The sequence below is a fragment of the Mobiluncus holmesii ATCC 35242 genome (genome assembly GCF_000185445.1).
GTDB classification, from domain to species: Bacteria; Actinomycetota; Actinomycetes; order Actinomycetales; family Actinomycetaceae; genus Mobiluncus; species Mobiluncus curtisii.
The window spans coordinates 221729-240495 of record NZ_GL622346.1 but is presented as its reverse complement, the minus strand read 5'-3'; the positions used below and the strand labels follow the sequence as shown (position 1 = coordinate 240495).

Genomic DNA, 18767 nt, shown 5'->3' with positions numbered 1-18767 from the left:
GCCTCACTTAATTCCTGAGAATCCAACAGAGCTCACAATCCGCTTTCCGAGGATGGTGAACAAAATGATAATGGGAAGCGCGGATACCAGAGCCGCCGCCATCAGTGCGGTCCAGTCTGGTGAACCTTGAGGCTTTTGCGCCCGGAAAATTCCCAGGGCAACCGTCAATACCCGGACCCGATCAGATTGTCCCACTAGCAGAGGCCACATGTAATCGTTCCAAGCATTGATAAAGGTAAGAACCGCTAGAGTGATAATCGGGGCAGAAGTCATAGGGCAGATAACCCGGAAGAACACCTTGAAGGGACCTGCCCCATCAATCATGGCAGCCTCGTCAATCTCTCGCGGGATTCCCAGGAAAAATTGCCGGAGGAAGAATATAGAGAAAGGGGTCATAAAGAAAGTGGGAAGCACAATGCCGGCAAAAGTATTTAGCAGTCCCAGCTGTTTAATCAAGACAAAGTTCGGGATAGCAGTAAAAATTGCCGGAACCATCAACGCTGACAGGAAAATCGCGAATACTACTTCCCGACCTCTCCACCTTAATCGTGAAAAAGCATAGGCCGCCATAGCTGAGAACAAGGTTTGTCCCACCATTACTGTAGAGGCCACTATGCAAGAGTTACGCAGATATAACCAGAAGTTTATAGAGGCACCAGCTCCCCCCTGGGCCAGAGATTCTTCCGGAGTGGTCATACCGAATACTCGCCGATAGGCATCAAAAGTCGGATTCTTTGGCCAGATAGTTCCAGGATGTGCCAACAGTTCAGTGTTGGTCATGAGAGAAGATCGCAACATCCAAAGGAAGGGGAACACCGTAATAATCAACAGAATAATCAAGCAGCCCCAGGCGCAATAAAATCCCAGCCCATGATGTTTCTTTGAGCCAATTTTTCCGGTGTGCCCCATATGGGGGTGTTTATCCGTTTGTTTGGTAGCAGTTTTCAAAGTTGTGGTAGTCATTTTTAGTTCCTCACAGTTCATCTGATTCGCCGGCACGCATCAGCCGCAGCTGAATGAGTGAGATTCCAAATAACAGAACGAACAGCACCATGGCAATAGCAGAGGCGTATCCAAAGTCAAGTTGCCCAAATGCCAAATCCCAAATGTAGTAATAAATGACGCGAGTAGCATTAATCGGACCACCTTTGGTGGTAATCGCAACAGTATCGAAGATTTGGAATGATCCGGTGATGGTAACGACCATGACCATTGCTAGCACCGGTCGCAATAGAGGCAAAGTGATGGAGAAGAATTTGCGTATCTCTCCAGCTCCATCAATATCAGCAGCCTCCCACACCGTTCGATTGATGGTTTGCAAACCCGCAAAAATCAGCAGTGCCGTGTAACCCATGTGGCGCCACACGTTCACAAAAGCAACCGTGGGAATCGCCCAGGCAGATTCTCCAAAGAAAGCCACTCGGTCGAGACCAATCCAGTTAAGCATTTCATTGACAATACCGATTTGGTAGTCCATCATGAAGTACCAAACCAAAGCTACCACTACGTTCGCTATGAAATAGGGAAGCAAAGCCATCCCTCGAATTAGCGTTGAATTTGTCAATCTCTGTAGCAACACTGCCAGCCCAATAGCAATAATGGTTTGGAAACCGATGTTTAGCACCACATAGTAAACCGTCACTTTTACGGCATTCCAAAACAGAGGATCAAAAATCAGACGCTGATAGTTTGCCAGCCCTGTCCACCTGGCCGGGGTTAGCACCGCATAGTCCGTGAATGAAAAATAGAATCCACGCACTGCGGGTAAAAGGTAAAAGAAAAATAAACCAATTCCGGCAGGAATCAGAAATATCAACGCGTATCGCGCTTGACGTGAAATAATCACGGGACGTTGTTTCCTCGTCGAAACAACATCTGAGGATGTTTCCATCCTGGTCTCCTTTCTTAACATGAAAAAATTGGATAAAAAATGGATTATCTAGCAGATACTTCTAATAACACTGTTTGCAGGGGATTTAAATCCGGGAAACGAATTCCAGAGTGTTCAAGGACACTCCCCGGCAGCTCTAAGCCTGTTCCCCACCAAGGGACGGAACCCTGTCCGTTACCGATTTCTGATTCGACACCTTGTGGGAGCATTTCACGTACTCGATAAGTAGTTGTGGCTTCCAGACCCGGCAGGCATAGTGCCGGCGAAGGGCGTTGGGGAGAGCTATGTAAACGGGTCACCGCATAGACTGCACGCGTTTGATCAACGGATACTACCCCATGCACCCAATATCCCCGGTCAGGGTGATCTAGATGAACGACTCGTCCGGAGTGCAACATTGGGCGCAGCTCCTTGTGAAGCGCTACCCAGCTGGCGAGTTCTTTAAGCTCTGACGCACTAGCCGTTGTCAAGTCCCATTCAATTCCCATGTGAGAGAACAATGCGTTAGATGCGCGCAACGACAAATTTAAGGTTCGACCGGTCTGGTGCGACACGGGGGAAGCCACGTGGGAGCCAATTAGCTCTGGGGGAAGCAGCAAACAGGTACCCGCTTCTATCTGCTTACGCTCAATCGGATCTGTACAGTCAGATCCCCAAATTCGCACCGCATATTCCATTATCCCTAAATCGATGCGTCCTCCCCCTCCTGCACAAGACTCAATTTCGAGATGCGGATGGGCTTCTTTAATATCTCGCAGTAAGCGATAGGTCGCTAGTGTTTGCTGATGGTACACCGGACAACCGGTAGTGGGAGAAACCGCTTCGTAGAGGTCACGATTGAAGTCCCACTTAATATATTCAATCTGCGTTGAATCCAATACTTCCAGCATTTGCCCCTTAACATGCTCAAAGGCTTTGGGATTGGTCAGGTCCATGACCTGCTGATAGCGCGCTTCTTGCGGACGGTGGGTACGTGGAGAAAGCATCCAATCTGGATGTTCGCGCGCCACTTGGGAGTTAGGATTCACCATTTCGGGTTCAAACCACAAGCCGAATTGCATCCCTTTACTGTGGACCGCGTCAGCCAGCGGAGAAAGACCGTCAGGCCACACTTCTGCGGACACAGTCCAATCCCCCAAACTTGAGGTATCGTCACGGCGTCCCGAGAACCATCCGTCATCGAGTACAAAACGTTCTGCCCCGGCTTCGGCTGCCAAATCTACCAATTTCAGCAAACGCGGCAAGGACTGGTCAAAGTAGACCGCTTCCCAAGCGTTGAGAGTAACGGGGCGTTCGGTAGCAGGATGGGCAGTCCGACTGCGAACAAAACTATGCATCCGAGCTGCTGCCTCATCGAGACCGTGTCCCCAGGTTCCCACAATCCAGGGTGAGCAGTACTCTTCACCACGTTTGAGTACCACCTCGCCAGGGAACAGCAATTCTCCCGCCAATATGCCCTGATAACCCTGCGTGTCTTTTTCTGCGATAGTGCGAGTATTGCCCGACCACGCCACATGCACATAGTGAACGAGTCCGTCCTGCCAAGAGGTATTCGGCTGGCAGGTGCCATGAATGCTGGAAATAGTATGTCCGCGAGCAACATTAATTTCTCGCTGGTGGGAGCCAATAGTGAACTCATGCTTTTGAATATCACGTTCTCGCAGATGGTGCCCCGTTTGGTCCAATACATAGGTTTCACTTGCCGGAGTGGGCAGCCCCAGCAGTAGCGATTGAACCTCGTAGCCGTCAGCTCCGGTATTAATCACTTTCGCTTGCCCGCGGATGACCCCAGAGGGGGTGACTTCTACCGCAATGGTTAAATTAATATCGGCTTCTTCGTCATAGAGAGTTACCGTTACTTCCGAGGGCGCTCCATTGGTTCCCTGACCATCGGTTTGGACATCAATCGGAATGAAAGCAGAAAAGAGTGCCCCTGACTGCCGAGATCCAATCAGACCAGGAGTTCCAATCCACCCCTCACTTTGTTGCGGAACTAAAGAAAAGAGCGGCGGAATATCTGAAGTTCCCGAGACCACCGCAGAATACTGCGACTTTGAGATTTCTTCACACTGCGCCGAACTGAGATACCCGAGATCGGTTCCCCAATAAATAACCTGAGGAACTCCCCGTTCTGTAATGCGTAAACAGAGCGATGTTCCCCCATTGCGTAAATGAATTAAACGTGAAAAATTCGCCATTGAACCCTCCCAGGATTTTTAGCCGCCGCCACCTCGCGCCGACATATTTTCACTACTAAAGATAGTAGCGCATATGTAAACTGGGAACAAGGAGTTTTGAAGCACTTTCCACATATTTTGTTCCGGTTCAGTGTAAAGACCGCTGCTACCCAGAGGGAAAAGGAAACTATGACGCGACTTTTTGACGACTCGTCACTAGCTACTGCTGCCCACATTCTGGCGCACGGTCCCCTTTCTCGTGCCGACACCGCCCGAGACCTAGAACTATCTCCCGCTACGCTGACGCGTTTAGTACGTCCGTTGATGAAGAGCGGGATGATTACCGAAGTGCGTTCTGGAGTCTCAAAAACCGGCATGGGGCGCCCCACCCAACTATTAGCGGTGCCCCCAGATCAACATGCTTTCATCGGGGTTAATCTGACGGGAACGATGATTCATTGTGTGCGTACGGACGCCAACGCACGGATTTTGTCGCGGGAAGCAGTGCCGGTAGAAAGCCACGCCCCCGAAGATTGCTTACACCAGCTCTGCGCTGTCATTCGTAGACAAATCGGAAATCAAGATGATTCCCAGTTGGAGGGAATTGGGATTTCCTTAGGGGGAAAAATAGATTCCTCTAGGATTAAAGAAAATCGGTTTTTAGGCTGGCAAAACGTTGATTTACATAGCATAACCCACGAAATAAATTCATCGTCACACCCGGATATTGAGTTCGTTAACGATGTCACCGGCTTGACCATGTTAGAGCAATGGTTCGGACTCGGTCGCAAATGTGAAGACTTTGTGGTTGCCACTATTGGGGCTGGCATCGGGAACGGCATGGTACACAATTTAAGAGCGGTGCGTTCTCCTCTCAGCGGACTGGGAACCACTTCTCACATCCCTTTGGCAGGAGCTCACGGGGTCTGCCAATACGGGCACGTGGGTTGTGCTAATGGCGCTTTAACTTTGCCAGCAGTTTTATCGCGCGCACAGGCCGGTAGAGCAATCACCAACAGCGATTCTGCCCCCACTTCCGCTGAAGAACTCATCAATCTGGCAGATTATGGCGATAAATCATGCCGCCGCGCAATTATAGAATTCACTGAGAATCTAGCTATTTATGTGCAAACGGTAGCCTCAGCGGCGTTAGTACTTGACGTAGTTTTAGACGGAGAGGGCGTGTGCCTCCTGGAATCACGATGGGCTGATAACTTTGACAAACATTTGAAATCATATGGTCGCCCTAACGATCCCCGGATCAGAGTTCATCGGCGCTCAGGTAGCTTCGACCGCTGGGCACAGGGTGCCGCAGTAGCGGCGATTGTAAAATGGCTAATCCGCACGACCGGCAGCACGAAATGGTGATACACGCAGAGCAACCCCGCTTCTGGGCACAATGATTCCGTCCAATTGCAGCTAGCACCACCCATTGTTGGTTTCGGTAGGTAAAGTGTGCTGATTTTTCTCCCGCGTATGCGAGCTGTAAGGATGACGGTTCTGCCGGAAAATTTAATCATCTCTGGATACTTCGGAGCCTGGTCTGCACACGATAGAAACTGTGGCTAATACCGTGCCCGCGTAAATTGCAACGAACTTTACAGCACGTAAAAGCGGTTAAACAGGGTTTGGAGTTTTGCCACAACTCGTTGGCGCAAGCTGGCAAGGTCTTCGGCTGCAGCACCAAACAGAAGTCCGTTTGGCAACATTGGGATTATCCCCGCGAGTGCGGGGACCACGCTTAGCGAACAGCTGGTTCACTGGGTATTTAACCAGTGTACAGCCCGGATTACCCCTTCACGGAACCAGCCATCATGCCGCCGACGAAGTACTTGCCCAGCGCGATGTAGACCAGGAGCGTCGGGACGGAGGCAATCAGGGCGCCCGCCATGGAACCGCCGTAGTCAGCCATAATCGAACCGTGCGCCAACTCATTCAAGGACAGCGTGACCGGACCGCGCTGGGAACCGCCGCCAAAGAACAGGGCAAACAGGAAGTCGTTCCACGCGGAAGTAAACTGCCAAATCAGCACCACTACGAAAGACGGAATGGAAATCGGCAGCACCACGTTAAAGTACGTGCGCAGCATTCCTGCCCCGTCGATACGCGCAGCCTCGATGAGGTCTCGCGGGACGCTCTCGTAATAGTTACGGAAAATCAGGGTTGTAATCGGGATGCCATAGATGATGTGCATCAAAATCAGGGTGTGAATCCCGAAACCAATCTGGGACGCCACCACCATGCGCATCATGGGAATCATCACGGCTTGGTAGGGGATGAACATGCCGAACAAAATCAGGGTGAACACCACGTTCGCTCCGGGGAAACGCCAGCGCGACAGGACGAAACCGTTAGCGGAACCGAGCATTGCCGAAATAATCGAGGACGGAATCACCAGCATCAGGGAGCGCAACAGCCCGCCCTGCAACTGGTCCCAGGCTCGCGCCCAGTTATCGGTGTTCCATTCCGCAGGCAGATACCAAGTCCGGGAAGGGTCGGCCTCCCCCGCCCCTTTGAAAGATGTAATCAACAGCACGTACACCGGCATGAGGACCATGGCGAGGAAGAAAATCAAAAGCACGTAGCGAATAACTTTGCCGACATTCACCCCGCCTCGTTTCTTTCCTACCGAACCGTTAACGTTGACCTTTTTTGTCGTAATCGCGGCAGCACCCGCGTCGATTACAGTGGCGGAACTCATCGGCTGGACTCCTTCGCATCGTGAATCAAGTAGGGCACGACCAGTAGCGCCACAATCACCAACAGCACCGTGCCGACCGCGGCCGCGTTCGAGTAATCAGAAACAGTCATGAAGTTATACATATCAATGGCAGGGACCTTGGTCTGATAGAAGGTCTGATCCGCCACTGCCATAATCAAGTCAAAAGATTTCAGTGACATATGCCCGATGATAATGACGGCGCTGAGCGCTACGGGTGCGAGCTGCGGAAATATAATGTAGCGGTATAGTTGCCATTCATTAGCACCGTCCACGCGCCCGGCTTCCCTCAGGTCATCAGGAATTCCCCGGAATCCTGCCAAGAACAGGGCCATGACATAGCCCGAGAGCTGCCACGCGGCGGGAATCCCCACCGCCAGCACCCCAAAGGTGGGGTTCGAAATCCAGTCGTTTTGCAGCCCACCCAGACCAATCATCTGGAGCAAACGGTTCAAACCGGAAGCGTTCTCACCTTGCGCGGAGTTCAGCATCCAGCGCCACACCACGCCGGAGGCGATGAACGATACCGCCATCGGGAACAGGAATACGGAACGGAAGATTCCCTCCCCTTTAATCGGTTTATCCAACAGCCAAGCCCAGATGAAACCGAAGAATAACGTACCCACCAGGAACATTACCGTGAACATCAACAGGTTAATCAGGGAGTGTTGAAAATCCTTGTCCGCAAATAACGCCACGAAGTTTGCAAACCCCACAAAGTTAACCGGCTGCACTCCCGAGACTTGTGGTGCAGAGTGGTTATCTTGCAGGGATGTGAACAAGTTAGAGCCCAACAAGCCGTAGACAAAAACTGCCACGAGGATGATAGATGGTGACACCAGTAACAGTCCGGGTCCCCACTGCTTAATACCGTTTGAACTGCGCGTCCGTTGACGCTTCTGTGGTGTTCGAGCCTTTTCAGGTGTCTTAACGGCGACGTTGCCTGACATTTTGTCCCCTAATTAGTGGTCGATGTGATTGAAATTTGCGGGGTTCACCTCGGTGTGCGCAAGGTTCTTCACTCGCCTCTACCGACTGCACAAGGTCGGTGGGTGCTCCCCAGTTCAGTCTTACGCCGGCGGGTTTTTACGGTTATGAAAACCCGCCGGCGTAGAGACATTTGCCTGTTTACGGACTACTTTGCAGCAGCCGCAGCAGCCAGCTCACTCTGGAGGGCCGCAACATCCTTGCTGGAGTTGAACTTGCCCAGAGCGCTCTTCATCTTTTCGGTGGCTGCCAGAGGCAGGGCCGCACCGTGAGCGATAGAGGAAACGATGGTGTCCTTACCGAAGGATTCCATCGCGGAACGCTGGTAGTCCGAGAACTTAGACAGTTCATCGTCGGTCAGGTCGGAACGAGCCGGGATGGAACCCTTGACCGAGTTGAAGGCAATCTGACCTTCCTTGGAGGAAATGGTGTTCAGCCACGCCTTCGTACCGTCGGGATGCTTCGCACCTACCGGCAGGGTGAAGGAGTCAGCCAGGAAGTCGAAGACGCCTTCATTACCCGGAACGGGGAAGGTCACGTAGTCCTTGCCCCAGGTCATCTTGGCGTTCTCCCAAGCCGGCGGCGCCCAGTCGCCCATCACGTTGTAGGCAGATTTACCTTCAATGACCGGTTTCATAGCAGGCTCCCAGTCCTCTGAGAGCAGGGACGGATCAGCGTAGGTCAGAATCTTGGCGTAGTCCTCCAGGGCAGCCTTGACTTCCGCACCCTTCCAGTCAGTCTTGCCATTCATCAAGCCGTTGTAAGCATCGGTACCCAAGTCCGAAATCAGCACGGTTTCGAGCAGTTCCAGCTGGGTCCAGGTGGCGCCGACGGTAATCGGGTACTTCACACCGGCGGCCTTAAGCTTCTCCATATCGGCAATCCAGCCCTTGATGTCTTTCGGCGGAGCCTTGGGATCCAAGCCAGCCTTTTGCATGACCTCAACATTGGCCCACACTACGTTAGCGCGGTGAATGTTGGAGGGGATGGAGTAAATCTTGCCGTCCACGGTGAGCAAATCAATCAGGTCAGCCGGGAAAGCATCGCGCAGCTTGAACTCATCGTAGAGAGCAGACACATCCTCAAGGTACCCAGCGGCAATATCCGAGGATAGCTCGGCGCCAGCGTGTGCCTGGTAGGTGTCTGGCGGATTCTTTGCCGCCAAATCAGCAGCCAACTTCTGCTTTGCATTGGAGCCGCCACCACCGGACTCGGACTGCTTAACCAGTTCCACATCGGGGTGCTGTTCCGCAAAGACTTTCTTCAAGGCATCGAAGCCCTCTTTCTCAGAGCCTTGCTCCCACCAGGTCACCACTCCAACTTGAGAGGCACTGCCGGCAGCGTCGCCACCGTCTTTGCCGGCGTCAGAGGCCTGAGAGCAGGCTGTCATAGTTAGGCCGAGCGCCAGCGCGCCCGCAGCCGCAATGAGCTTTCGCATTGAAACTCCAATCAGTTAACTTCATTGTCATTATTTCCCGGAGGGCGTCATTACCCGTCAGGGACAATTAACATTCTCTCATACATTCCTGCGGGTCTTAATGAAAAAGAGCTGGAACATTACGTTTTTCCTGTCAGGACTCATCAGCACCGGGATTTGAGAAATGTTTGTCAGGTCAAAGCCTGTCTCCCGACCAGTCATGGCTAGCCAGCAATCCACACCGACCTAAACCAGCAGAGTCCCCCAAGCTGCCCCGAGCATGAGCAGCAGCGGATAGACCGCGTAGCAAAACCATCGAGTATTGCTATTTCGGTAGCCCAAGGTCTCATTACGGTAGTGCAGAAAAGCCACTCCAATCGCCGGTGTCACCAGGCTCACAGCCCCCAGCAAGCCAGCCGTCATCATCATGGTGTTTTCCCGCAACCTCAACAGATAGAAAATCAGCGCGAAGCCAATCAGCAAGCATCCAATATTGATGACACCTTGACGAGTTCCCAAATGCAACAGCAACGCCCAGAGCGCTCCGGCACCAGCCACCGCCAACGCGCCCATCCAGGCTTGTGCACCCGACCACCGGCGGCGAATGAAATCGATGAGAATCAGCACCAGCAACGCCAGAGCCAGACCGAACACCGGGTTCTGCGAAGCCCAATCCACGGGTCGGTGGAAAGTCACCAGGTCGTAGGGAACTTCACAGACCAGAGCCAGAATCACCAAGCGCCACAAATAGTGCCAGCGGTTAGCGGTCCACGTGAACCCCTCCGCGAGAAGCCACGCATAAATCGGCACGGCACACCACGAAACCACTTCGCTGAGCACCACCGCGGTGAGCGCCCCGAAGTTATTTTTCAAATCCGTTCCGAAAAAATACGGAATCACCGTAGTGGACGCCACCTGGAAGGACAGAAAGACTCCGGCGATGACCTTGAGACGAAAGTTGCTCAGACCACGCAACCGCCCCGGTCCTGTTTCCGGCACACCGCTGGTAGACGACGCCATCTAGCCCTTCACCGAACCGGACATGGACTCCTGATAGAAGCGCTGCATGACGATGAACAGGATGGCAATCGGCACCGAAACCAGCACTGCCCCCGCTGCGAAACGCGCAAACCAGGTATGGATGTATTCCTTTTCCAGCATCAGCCACAAGCCCAATGCCACGGTGTAGTCAGATTGGGTGCGGGCGATGACTTTCGCCATCACGAAGTCCAACCACGGTCCCAAGAAGCTCACAATGGCCTGGTAGACAATCATGGGTTTACAGATAGGCAGGATAATCTTCCAAAATACTTGTGAGCGAGTGCAGCCGTCCAGAATCGCCGCTTCGTCCAAAGAGTTCGGGATGGTATCCATGTACCCTTTCATGACATAGAATCCCGCGCCGGAACCAGCGGAATACACCAGAATCAAAGCGAGAATTGTCATCCCACCACCGGTCAATCCCACCGCCTTTAAGATGAAGTAAATCGCGGAAACAGCCATAATGCCGGGGAACATACCCAGGATTAGCACCACACTCATGAAAGTGCGACGCAGACGGAACCGCATCCGGCTCATGACGTAAGCCACCATCAGCACGAAGAACACGGAAATCACGCAGGTGAAGCAGGCAATGATAAAGGTGTTCAGATACATCCGGGGAAAGTCCATGACGGAACGATCCGTGAAAATCTTAATGTAGTTATCCAGCGAGAATTCTTTGGGAAAGAACGTCTTGGTGTAAGGGGCGGGATCCTTGTTAAAAGACTCCGCAACTACCCACACAATCGGCAGCATCCAAATGACTGCCATAATAGCCAGGAACGTGTGCACCACGATGTCCCCAACCATGCGGCGTTTGCTGAGACTGCCCATGATAGAAGTCTTGGACCCGGCACGAGGGGTGACCTCAACTGCTGTGCTTGGAGCGGATGTGTTCATCGGAAGGCCTCCTCATTCTTAAAGGAACCGGATCTCCGGTAGGTAATCAGCGACACCGCCGCTAGTACGATGAAGGTCATGATACCGATGACCGCACCGAGGTTGTAGTCGTTCTTATCAACTGTGAGTTTGTACAGCCAGGTAATCAAAAGGTCGGTTTTGCCGGCAGAATCCCCGACTGGCACGGGCGCGCCCCGCGAAAGCAGGTAGATAACGTTGAAGTTATTGACGTTACCCGTGAAAGTCGTAATCAGGTAGGGGGTGAGCACGAAGATGATGTAGGGCATGGTAATCTTGCGGAAAATCACCCATGAGTTAGCGCCGTCAATCCTGGCAGCTTCATATTGGTCGGCGGGAATGTTTTGCAAAATGCCCGTAATCTGCATAATCGTGAAGGGAATACCGACCCAGAGGTTCACCACGATGACCGTGACACGTGCCCAGGTGGCATCTGTGAAGAAGGGCAACGCTTGGTCAATCCATCCCCAGTCCAGCAGCAGCCGGTTAATGGCACCCTGGGGCTGCAGCATCAGGTTGATGACCAGCAGGGACACGAACTGCGGCACCGCGATGGACATAGAGAAACACGCTCGCCAAAAATTCTTAAAGCGAGTGGTCTTGCGGTTGATGAGCATAGCCATAAACATGCCCAGGAAGAAATTTAAGAAGGTCGCGAAAATCGCCCATATCAGGGTCCAAATCAGCACGGAGCTAAAGATTCGCAGGTTCACGTCTCCGGAAGAGTTTGCAAAAATCGCCCCAAAATTTTTCAATCCAACCCAGTCAAAGAGCACCAGATGCTTATGGTCGTAGCTGGTGAAAGCCATGGAAATCATGAATATCAACGGCAGAACGCTGAAAGTGAGGATACCCAGAGTCGGCAGGAACAAGAAGCCGACATGGGAACGATTGTCCAGTAAGTCCGCGATGTCTTCACGTATTGAGGGCGCCCGACCGGATTTTGCGGTCAGTACTTGGGCCTTGTATGCCGAGCGGACCGAGAGATTCCACACGCCGATAAACGCCAGAATAATGAGTATCGTGGCTACACCGTAGAGCAGGATAATGACCGAGTTATCCCCGGCGCTGTACTCCCAATAGCCGTTGACCAGCACTTTACCTTGTTCCTGGTCACCAAGTCCGGGAAGTTTCGCGAGGAATCCTAAACCGTTAGTAAACAGGAAGGCAAAGAACGCTATCTCTAGGAGTAAGAAAATCACGCCCTTCACAATTTGGCGGTGCGTCAGGTTACCCAGTCCGAAGATGAGGGCGGACGCTTTGGTGATTGCGTCGCCTTCCCGGAAGGCAACTTTTAAGCTATAGGGCGAGGGCGAAACGTAGTCTTTTCCAAGTTTCTTACGTAACCTTGCCTCGCGGTTTGACGTTTGCGTTGCGTCCATTTAGGTTTCCCTCTCAATGAAAAGGTCGACAGTAAAAGCCCCGACCGGGCTGCGGGGCCACTGGAAGAAAGCGCCTCTTTCCAGTGGCCCGACAGCTTCGAGATGTAGTTATTTAGCCAACCATCTTGGCCAACTGCTCAGACCACTTCTGGGTTTGAGCTTCCGCAGTAGCCTCGGTGATTTCCTTGTTCAGGATACCCTTGCCGAAAGCCTTGGCCGGATCCCACCAAGAGCCCATCGCAGAAATGGTCGGCTGCAGGATGGAAGCCTCGGAAATAACTTCCAGCTGAGCCTTGGCGGCAAAGTCATCATCCGTAATGGAGTCCGACAGAGACTTGTCCGTCGGGACAATACCACGCATCTCGTAGTGAGCCTTTTGAGCTTCAGTGGAGCCCAGGAATGCTGCGAACTGAGCGGCAGCCTTGGCGTTCTTGGCGTGCGGGTTGTAAGCCACAGCCTTGGAGCCAGCAAAAGCCTCCATCTGGACATCTTTGCCGTCCAGCTTGTAGGTCGGCAGCTTGGCGGCTGCGTAACCATCACCCAAGGCCTCCTTCACACTGGCGGCGTCCCAAGTCCCGGAGAACACCACATCGGTGTCGCCAGCCTTCAGCGCGCCCAGACCGGAGCCTTCTGCATCATCCATAAAGTTCGGGTTATTGGCCAAGCCAACCAGATACTTCGTCACCGCGGTAGCGGCGGCATCACCGTCAGCAAAGGTGATACCCTTGGCGGCATCGTTGCCCTTATCACCAAAGAACGTCAGTCCTGCACCCTTGGTGTAGAAAGACTGGATGAACCAAGAGTTGTCGAGCGGGAAGGACACCTTGCCTTTCTCGAGCATCGTGTCCAAAGACTTCACATCATCAGCTGAGAACTTCTTTGAGTTGTAGTACATGAACCAGGTGTTTGAAGTAAAAGGAACACCGTAAATCTTGCCATCAGTGCCGGTGACTGAGTCCACCATGGAGGCTTCGTTTTGTTCCTTAACCTGCTTGGCTTCGTTCTCACCCAACTCACCGATAGCCTCAGCGTCGAGCAGACCGCCCAGCTGATCATTGGCGAACATGTAAACATCAGCGGCAGCGGTCGGATCGGTTTCTACCTTAGTCTTGGCATCGCCCTCAGAGACGACGTCATTCTTCCAGGTAATCTTGTATTCCGGATGAGCTTTCTCGAAGGATTCCTCCATCTTTGCCAGCCAGCTGTTACCGTCCGCTTGATCCTCTTGGGGAGCCCACACAGACAGCGACACATCTTCAGTCTTACCGCTAGCGCTGTTCCCGCCGGCACTACCGCCACAGGCACTCATGGACAGGGCTACCGCAGAGGCGGCAATCAGACCAAAAGCTTTCTTCCACGTCATGGACATTAATTTTCCTTTCGACAGGCGAGGAGGATTTCTCCCCGGCTCGGAAAGCTCCGCAAAATGACGGGCAAAATACCCTCCGCTTTTCGAAGCAAACATTAATCTAGATGCTAGCATTTTCTTCCCTGCGGCTTTGGGGAAATCTCAATATTTTTTTAATATTTTTTCCCCGTCACCAGGTCACTAATTTACAGGGTGTTTACATCATCTTTGGTGCGCCAGATTCACCCCAACCACGAGAGCGTTCTGTAAGATATTTTGAGGTCTTTGTGACCTATCTATTACCGCATCCCAAGGAAAGGATTTTTGTGAGCACCTCATACCCCCGTCCCAAATGGCTGAATAACGCGGTTTTCTATGAGATTTATCCCCAGAGTTTTCAGGACTCTAACGGAGATGGCATCGGGGATGTTCCCGGCATCATCTCCCGCTTGGACTACCTCCAAGAGCTAGGAATTAACGCGCTGTGGCTCAATCCCCTGTTCGATTCACCTTTCAAGGACGCGGGCTACGACGTGCGTGACTACAAGTTGGTGGCTCCCCGCTACGGCACTAACGAGGATTTGGTACGTTTGTTCGAGCAAGCGCACGCCAGGGGGATTCACGTGTTGCTGGATTTGGTACCGGGGCACACCTCCGAGGAACACGCCTGGTTCCAATCCAGCTCCCGTCCCGAGCCCAACGAGTTCTCGGATCGCTATGTGTGGACCGACTCCTGGATTGCAGGAGGCGACGGCTATCCCTTTATCGGTGGAGAAACTGAACGCGATGGGACATATATCCTCAATTTCTTCAAATGCCAGCCTGCGCTGAACTACGGTTGGGCGCACCCGAAGTATCCCTGGCAAGACGAGGCTTTAGGTGAAGCTGCCCGGAAGACCTGTGACGCGATGGTGGACGTCATGCGCTTCTGGCTCTCTGCCGGCGCCGATGGGTTCCGGGTAGACATGGCAAACTCCCTGGTGAAACATGATGACGAGGGTAAGCCGTACACCATCAAGACCTGGCATTACATGTTTGACCAGATTCGCCCCGAATTCCCCGAAGCCGCGTTTGTCGCCGAATGGGGGGTGCCCCACGAAGCGGTGCAAGCCGGGTTTGACATGGACTTTTATCTAGATTGGCGATGGGACAATCACCCGAACGGCTACAACATCTTGCTGCGCAACACGAACACCCCGTATGTGCGGGAAAACGACCTGAGCTACTTCAACGCGGACGCCCCCACCGACATCTGTGGTTTCTTGGAGCAGTACGAGCCACAACTGCGTGACTCTGAGAAAGCCGAAGCATTTTTTAGCCTCATCACCTGCAATCATGACACCTGGCGGGCTGCGCCTCGGCTGAGCGAACGCGAACTCAGTCTGGCGTGGGCGACAATACTGACCCTGCCGGGAGTGCCATTTATTTATTACGGAGACGAAATTGGTTTGCGTCACCAGCTGCTCCCCACCAAAGAGGGCGGTTACGTGCGTACCGGAGCCCGCACCCCGATGCAGTGGGATAGTACTGACAACCTGGGATTTTCCACTGCTCCAGCAACGGATCTCTATCTGCCGGTCGATGCTAGCGCGGATGCTCCCACCGTGGCGGCACAGCGCGCCCAGCCGGATTCTTTGTGGCACACGGTGACGCGCGTACTGGAATGCAAACGAGAACTCCCGGCTTTGGCAGCCGACAGTGGCTTCGACGTACTCTCTGCGGAACCAAATCAACGTCTGTTCGTTTTCAAACGGGAAAATGCCGCGCAAAGCCTGATTGTGGCGGTCAATCCCGCACACACTGACGCGGAATACGATTTGTCACAAGAGCGTTCGGTGCGTTTCAGTATCGGCTCCGCCCAGGTGACGGGAACCACGCTACGGATGGGACCCCAGAGTTTCGCGATTTTGTAAAGCAATCCTGCCCCCGGATGGCAGGCTAACCGCATCCGCAATGGTGTTAAATCGGTGTGGGAGCCAGATTCTGGCTCCCACACCGAGAAGTTTTATCGGAGATTTACATAATGCCCAGGGACTTTACGGTGTCGATTTCCGCAGCCGCTTTGTCCGCATTGAACTTAATCTTGGACTGAGTCTTTTCTGAAATTTCCAGACCTTCCACAACCTTCCATTCCTTGCCGTCGGAGGTCACGGGGAAACCGTAGGAAAGACCCTCGGGAACGCCGTACTGACCAGCTGAAGGAATGGCGGCGGTGACCCAGTCGCCCGCGGGGGTACCGCAAGCCCAAGAATGCATGTGATCGATTGCCGCAGCAGCCGCTGAAGCCGCGGAGGACTTGCCCCGGGCCTCAATAATGGCAGCTCCGCGCTTTGCCACGGTCGGGACGAAATAATCATCCAGCCAAGCTTCGTCAACCAAGCCACATGCCGGCTTGCCGTCAACCTCACAGAAAGAAATATCCGGGTACTGGTCAGCTGAGTGGTTGCCCCAGACAATCATCTTTTTGACACTGGACACCGGCACGTTGAGCTTTTCTGCCAGCTGGCTCAGAGCGCGGTTGTGATCCAGGCGCATCATGGCGTTAAAGCGAGAAGCGGGAACATCCGGAGCGGAGGCCGCAGCAATGACCGCGTTGGTGTTCGCCGGGTTACCCACCACCAAAATACGTACGTCATCAGCGGCGTTATCGTTGATGGCTTTACCTTGCGGACCAAAAATACCGCCGTTGGCGCTAATCAAATCTGCGCGTTCCATGCCCTGCTTACGCGGCATCGAACCTACCAACAGACCAAAGTTGCAGCCTGAGAACGCCACATTCGGGTCATCGGTAATATCGATACCATCCAACAGAGGGAAAGCGCAGTCATTCAGTTCCATGGCAGTGCCCTCGGCAGCCTTCAAAGCCGGAGTGATTTCCAACATTTTGATTCGAACCGGCTGATCCGGACCAAGCATTTCACCGGAGGCGATACGGAATACCAGCGAGTACCCAATATTGCCAGCAGCACCGGTGACGGTAACATTTACAGGACTTTTAGCCATTGATTTAACTCCTTTGCATTGTGTTAAACGCTTCCACTCTGAGCGTCAGCATTCATTACTTTAGCGCAAAAAGCCACGCTGAGGGTAAACCAAAGCCCTTGAAAAAAAGCAGAATTTCACCGGCTTACTTGTGTGCGAAATAGTATTCCAGCAGCTCTCGGGTCGACGCATCCGCCTGTGCCAATGCCTCGGCATCCCCGCTAATGGCTGGTCCCAGATTAATCGCCATCGCTTTGCCCAGTTCCACGCCCCACTGGTCGAAAGAGTCAATACCCCAGACTGCGCCTTGAACCAGCGTAATCATCTCGTACAGGGCGATAAGCTCCCCCAGCACTTTCGGAGTGAGGGCAGGTGCCATGATGGAAGTAGACGGACGGTCTCCGGGGAAAGTTCGGTGCGCTACCAATTCTTCCGGTGTACCTTCCGCCCGCACCTCGTCGGGAGTCTTCCCAAAAGCCAACGCCGCACTCTGGGCAAAGAAATTACCCAAGAACAGCTCGTGCTGACGTTTCCCCGTCTCGCTGTCAGTGAGATCCCAAGTCGGACGGGCAAACGCAATAAAGTCCACCGGAATCAGCCGAGTTCCCTGGTGGATCAGCTGATAAAAGGCGTGCTGACCGTTCGTGCCGGGTTCTCCCCAGAACACTTCGCCGGTATCGTAGCTGACCAGAGTGCCATCTCGACGCACCCGTTTCCCGTTGGATTCCATCGTGAGCTGCTGCAGATAGGCGGGGAAACGGTGCAGATATTGGGAATACGGCAACACCGCATGAGTTTGGGCATGCAGGAAGTTGGAGTACCACACGTTAAGCAAGCCCATCAGCAACGGCACGTTCGACGCTGGCGGGGTGTTGCGGAAATGCTCATCGATAGCACGGAAACCAGCCAAAAATTCTTCGAATCCTTCCCGGCCGATAGCTACCGCAAGCGACGTTCCCACCGCGGAATCCACGGAATAACGTCCCCCCACCCAGTTCCAAAAACCAAAAGCATTGCGGGGGTCAATACCAAAGTCTGCGACCTTTTCCAGAGCGGTGGACACCGCCACGAAATGCTTGGAGATGGCGTCTTTTGCGGCGGCATCAGTTTCATCAATAACACCGCGTTCCTGCAGACCACGCAGCAGCCAGGTGCGGGCGGCTTTCGCGTTGGTGATGGTTTCCAAGGTGGTAAAGGTCTTGGAAGCGATGATGAACAGGGTCGTCTCCGGATCCAGGTCGCGGATTTTTTCCATAATGTCCGTGGGGTCAATGTTGGACACAAAACGGCATTCCAGACCGGGCTTCACAAAAGGTCGCAACGCCTCATAAGCCATGTACGGACCCAAATCAGACCCGCCGATACCAATATTAACTACGGTCTGGATGCGTTTGGAGCTAACCCCGACCCAAGACCCGTCACGCACCGAGTCAGCAAAATCATAAATCCGGCTCAAGACCTCGTGTACTTCAGCGATGACATCCTTGCCGGCTACCATCAACTGAGTCCCCGCGGGAGCCCGCAACGCGGTGTGCAGCACAGCCCGGTTTTCCGTGTTATTGATGTGTTCACCATTAAACATGGCTTCGCTCAAGTCACGCACCCCGGCTTGGGCAGAAAGCTCTAAAAGCTTTTCAAAAACTGCCCCGGTAATCAGGTTCTTTGACAAGTCCACGTGCAAATCTGCCGCCGCAAAAGACAGGTTCTCTGCCCTGGCGGGGTCTGCGGCAAAGGCTTTCCGCAAATCCAGGTGGAATCCCGCAGCCATCGTGGTGAGGTCTTTCCATGCTGCCAGAGTGGTCGGGTCTTTCGTTTCCATTAAGGTTTCCCTTCTGTTCAATAGTCTGCCTGGGGTTGTTCCCCGGGGGTTATGTTCCTGTTTTTACGGTTTGTGTTGCGATTCTG

At 53.2% G+C, this 18767-nt stretch carries 14 protein-coding genes; 2 read left to right on the top strand and 12 right to left on the bottom strand.

The window, feature by feature from the left end:
• Nucleotides 1–3: 3 nt before the first annotated feature.
• The 3 genes from HMPREF0576_RS01085 to HMPREF0576_RS01075 are packed head-to-tail and all read right to left on the bottom strand — an operon-like array spanning nt 4 to nt 4089.
• Nucleotides 4–984, bottom strand: a complete 981-nt coding sequence (locus tag HMPREF0576_RS01085) for a carbohydrate ABC transporter permease (protein ID WP_004010361.1) — start codon at nt 982–984, stop codon at nt 4–6.
• The gene (locus HMPREF0576_RS01080; RefSeq protein WP_004008248.1) at nt 974–1912 is read right to left on the bottom strand and encodes a carbohydrate ABC transporter permease; all 939 of its coding nucleotides are present in this window, start codon (nt 1910–1912) and stop codon (nt 974–976) included. The genes HMPREF0576_RS01085 and HMPREF0576_RS01080 overlap by 11 nt, the downstream gene beginning before the upstream one ends.
• A gap of 23 nt (nt 1913–1935) precedes the next feature.
• Entirely contained in the window at nt 1936–4089 is a 2154-nt protein-coding gene (locus HMPREF0576_RS01075; RefSeq protein WP_004010360.1) for an alpha-galactosidase, read from the bottom strand.
• 168 nt (nt 4090–4257) lie between these two features.
• Between HMPREF0576_RS01075 and HMPREF0576_RS01070 the strand changes: the two genes are divergently transcribed.
• Nucleotides 4258–5436, top strand: a complete 1179-nt coding sequence (locus HMPREF0576_RS01070) for an ROK family transcriptional regulator (protein ID WP_245527289.1) — start codon at nt 4258–4260, stop codon at nt 5434–5436.
• 421 nt (nt 5437–5857) lie between these two features.
• Here HMPREF0576_RS01070 and HMPREF0576_RS01065 read toward each other — a convergent pair whose 3' ends face one another.
• From HMPREF0576_RS01065 to HMPREF0576_RS01035, 7 genes are all read right to left on the bottom strand, one after another.
• On the bottom strand, nt 5858–6769 hold the full coding sequence (locus HMPREF0576_RS01065; protein WP_004010358.1) for a carbohydrate ABC transporter permease: 912 nt from the start codon (nt 6767–6769) through the stop codon (nt 5858–5860).
• Nucleotides 6766–7737, bottom strand: a complete 972-nt coding sequence (locus HMPREF0576_RS01060) for a carbohydrate ABC transporter permease (protein WP_004010357.1) — start codon at nt 7735–7737, stop codon at nt 6766–6768. Before HMPREF0576_RS01060 ends, HMPREF0576_RS01065 begins: the two co-directional genes overlap by 4 nt.
• Before the next feature lie 185 nt (nt 7738–7922).
• Nucleotides 7923–9212: an ABC transporter substrate-binding protein gene (locus HMPREF0576_RS01055; protein ID WP_004008265.1), complete on the bottom strand. Its 1290-nt coding sequence runs from the start codon at nt 9210–9212 to the stop codon at nt 7923–7925.
• A gap of 225 nt (nt 9213–9437) precedes the next feature.
• Nucleotides 9438–10211, bottom strand: coding sequence for a TraX family protein (locus HMPREF0576_RS01050; protein ID WP_004010355.1), 774 nt, complete (start codon nt 10209–10211; stop codon nt 9438–9440).
• Nucleotides 10212–11132, bottom strand: coding sequence for a sugar ABC transporter permease (locus HMPREF0576_RS01045; RefSeq protein WP_004008268.1), 921 nt, complete (start codon nt 11130–11132; stop codon nt 10212–10214). It lies immediately after the preceding gene.
• A complete protein-coding gene (locus HMPREF0576_RS01040) occupies nt 11129–12532 on the bottom strand; it encodes a carbohydrate ABC transporter permease (protein WP_004010354.1) in 1404 nt (467 codons plus the stop codon). Before HMPREF0576_RS01040 ends, HMPREF0576_RS01045 begins: the two co-directional genes overlap by 4 nt.
• Before the next feature lie 112 nt (nt 12533–12644).
• Nucleotides 12645–13895, bottom strand: coding sequence for an extracellular solute-binding protein (locus HMPREF0576_RS01035; protein WP_245527288.1), 1251 nt, complete (start codon nt 13893–13895; stop codon nt 12645–12647).
• Nucleotides 13896–14206: 311 nt separating this feature from the next.
• On the opposite strand from HMPREF0576_RS01035, the gene HMPREF0576_RS01030 reads away from it, so the two are divergent.
• Nucleotides 14207–15793, top strand: coding sequence for an alpha-amylase family glycosyl hydrolase (locus HMPREF0576_RS01030; RefSeq protein WP_036324124.1), 1587 nt, complete (start codon nt 14207–14209; stop codon nt 15791–15793).
• A gap of 103 nt (nt 15794–15896) precedes the next feature.
• Here the strand turns inward: HMPREF0576_RS01030 and HMPREF0576_RS01025 are convergent, their stop codons facing one another.
• Complete coding sequence (locus tag HMPREF0576_RS01025) at nt 15897–16883, bottom strand: malate dehydrogenase (RefSeq protein ID WP_004008272.1); 987 nt, start codon at nt 16881–16883, stop codon at nt 15897–15899.
• A gap of 124 nt (nt 16884–17007) precedes the next feature.
• Entirely contained in the window at nt 17008–18681 is a 1674-nt protein-coding gene (pgi, locus tag HMPREF0576_RS01020) for a glucose-6-phosphate isomerase (RefSeq protein ID WP_004010350.1), read from the bottom strand.
• Between the last annotated feature and the right edge of the window lie 86 nt (nt 18682–18767).

Coding starts and splice junctions, on each gene's coding strand:
- HMPREF0576_RS01085 (WP_004010361.1), bottom strand. CDS start 984: ATGAACTGTGAGGAACTAAAAATGACTACCACAACTTTGAAAACTGCT.
- HMPREF0576_RS01040 (WP_004010354.1), bottom strand. CDS start 12,532: ATGGACGCAACGCAAACGTCAAACCGCGAGGCAAGGTTACGTAAGAAA.
- HMPREF0576_RS01045 (WP_004008268.1), bottom strand. CDS start 11,132: ATGAACACATCCGCTCCAAGCACAGCAGTTGAGGTCACCCCTCGTGCC.
- HMPREF0576_RS01025 (WP_004008272.1), bottom strand. CDS start 16,883: ATGGCTAAAAGTCCTGTAAATGTTACCGTCACCGGTGCTGCTGGCAAT.
- HMPREF0576_RS01070 (WP_245527289.1), top strand. CDS start 4,258: ATGACGCGACTTTTTGACGACTCGTCACTAGCTACTGCTGCCCACATT.
- pgi (WP_004010350.1), bottom strand. CDS start 18,681: ATGGAAACGAAAGACCCGACCACTCTGGCAGCATGGAAAGACCTCACC.
- HMPREF0576_RS01055 (WP_004008265.1), bottom strand. CDS start 9,212: ATGCGAAAGCTCATTGCGGCTGCGGGCGCGCTGGCGCTCGGCCTAACT.
- HMPREF0576_RS01075 (WP_004010360.1), bottom strand. CDS start 4,089: ATGGCGAATTTTTCACGTTTAATTCATTTACGCAATGGGGGAACATCG.
- HMPREF0576_RS01035 (WP_245527288.1), bottom strand. CDS start 13,895: ATGACGTGGAAGAAAGCTTTTGGTCTGATTGCCGCCTCTGCGGTAGCC.
- HMPREF0576_RS01050 (WP_004010355.1), bottom strand. CDS start 10,211: ATGGCGTCGTCTACCAGCGGTGTGCCGGAAACAGGACCGGGGCGGTTG.
- HMPREF0576_RS01065 (WP_004010358.1), bottom strand. CDS start 6,769: ATGAGTTCCGCCACTGTAATCGACGCGGGTGCTGCCGCGATTACGACA.
- HMPREF0576_RS01060 (WP_004010357.1), bottom strand. CDS start 7,737: ATGTCAGGCAACGTCGCCGTTAAGACACCTGAAAAGGCTCGAACACCA.
- HMPREF0576_RS01080 (WP_004008248.1), bottom strand. CDS start 1,912: ATGTTAAGAAAGGAGACCAGGATGGAAACATCCTCAGATGTTGTTTCG.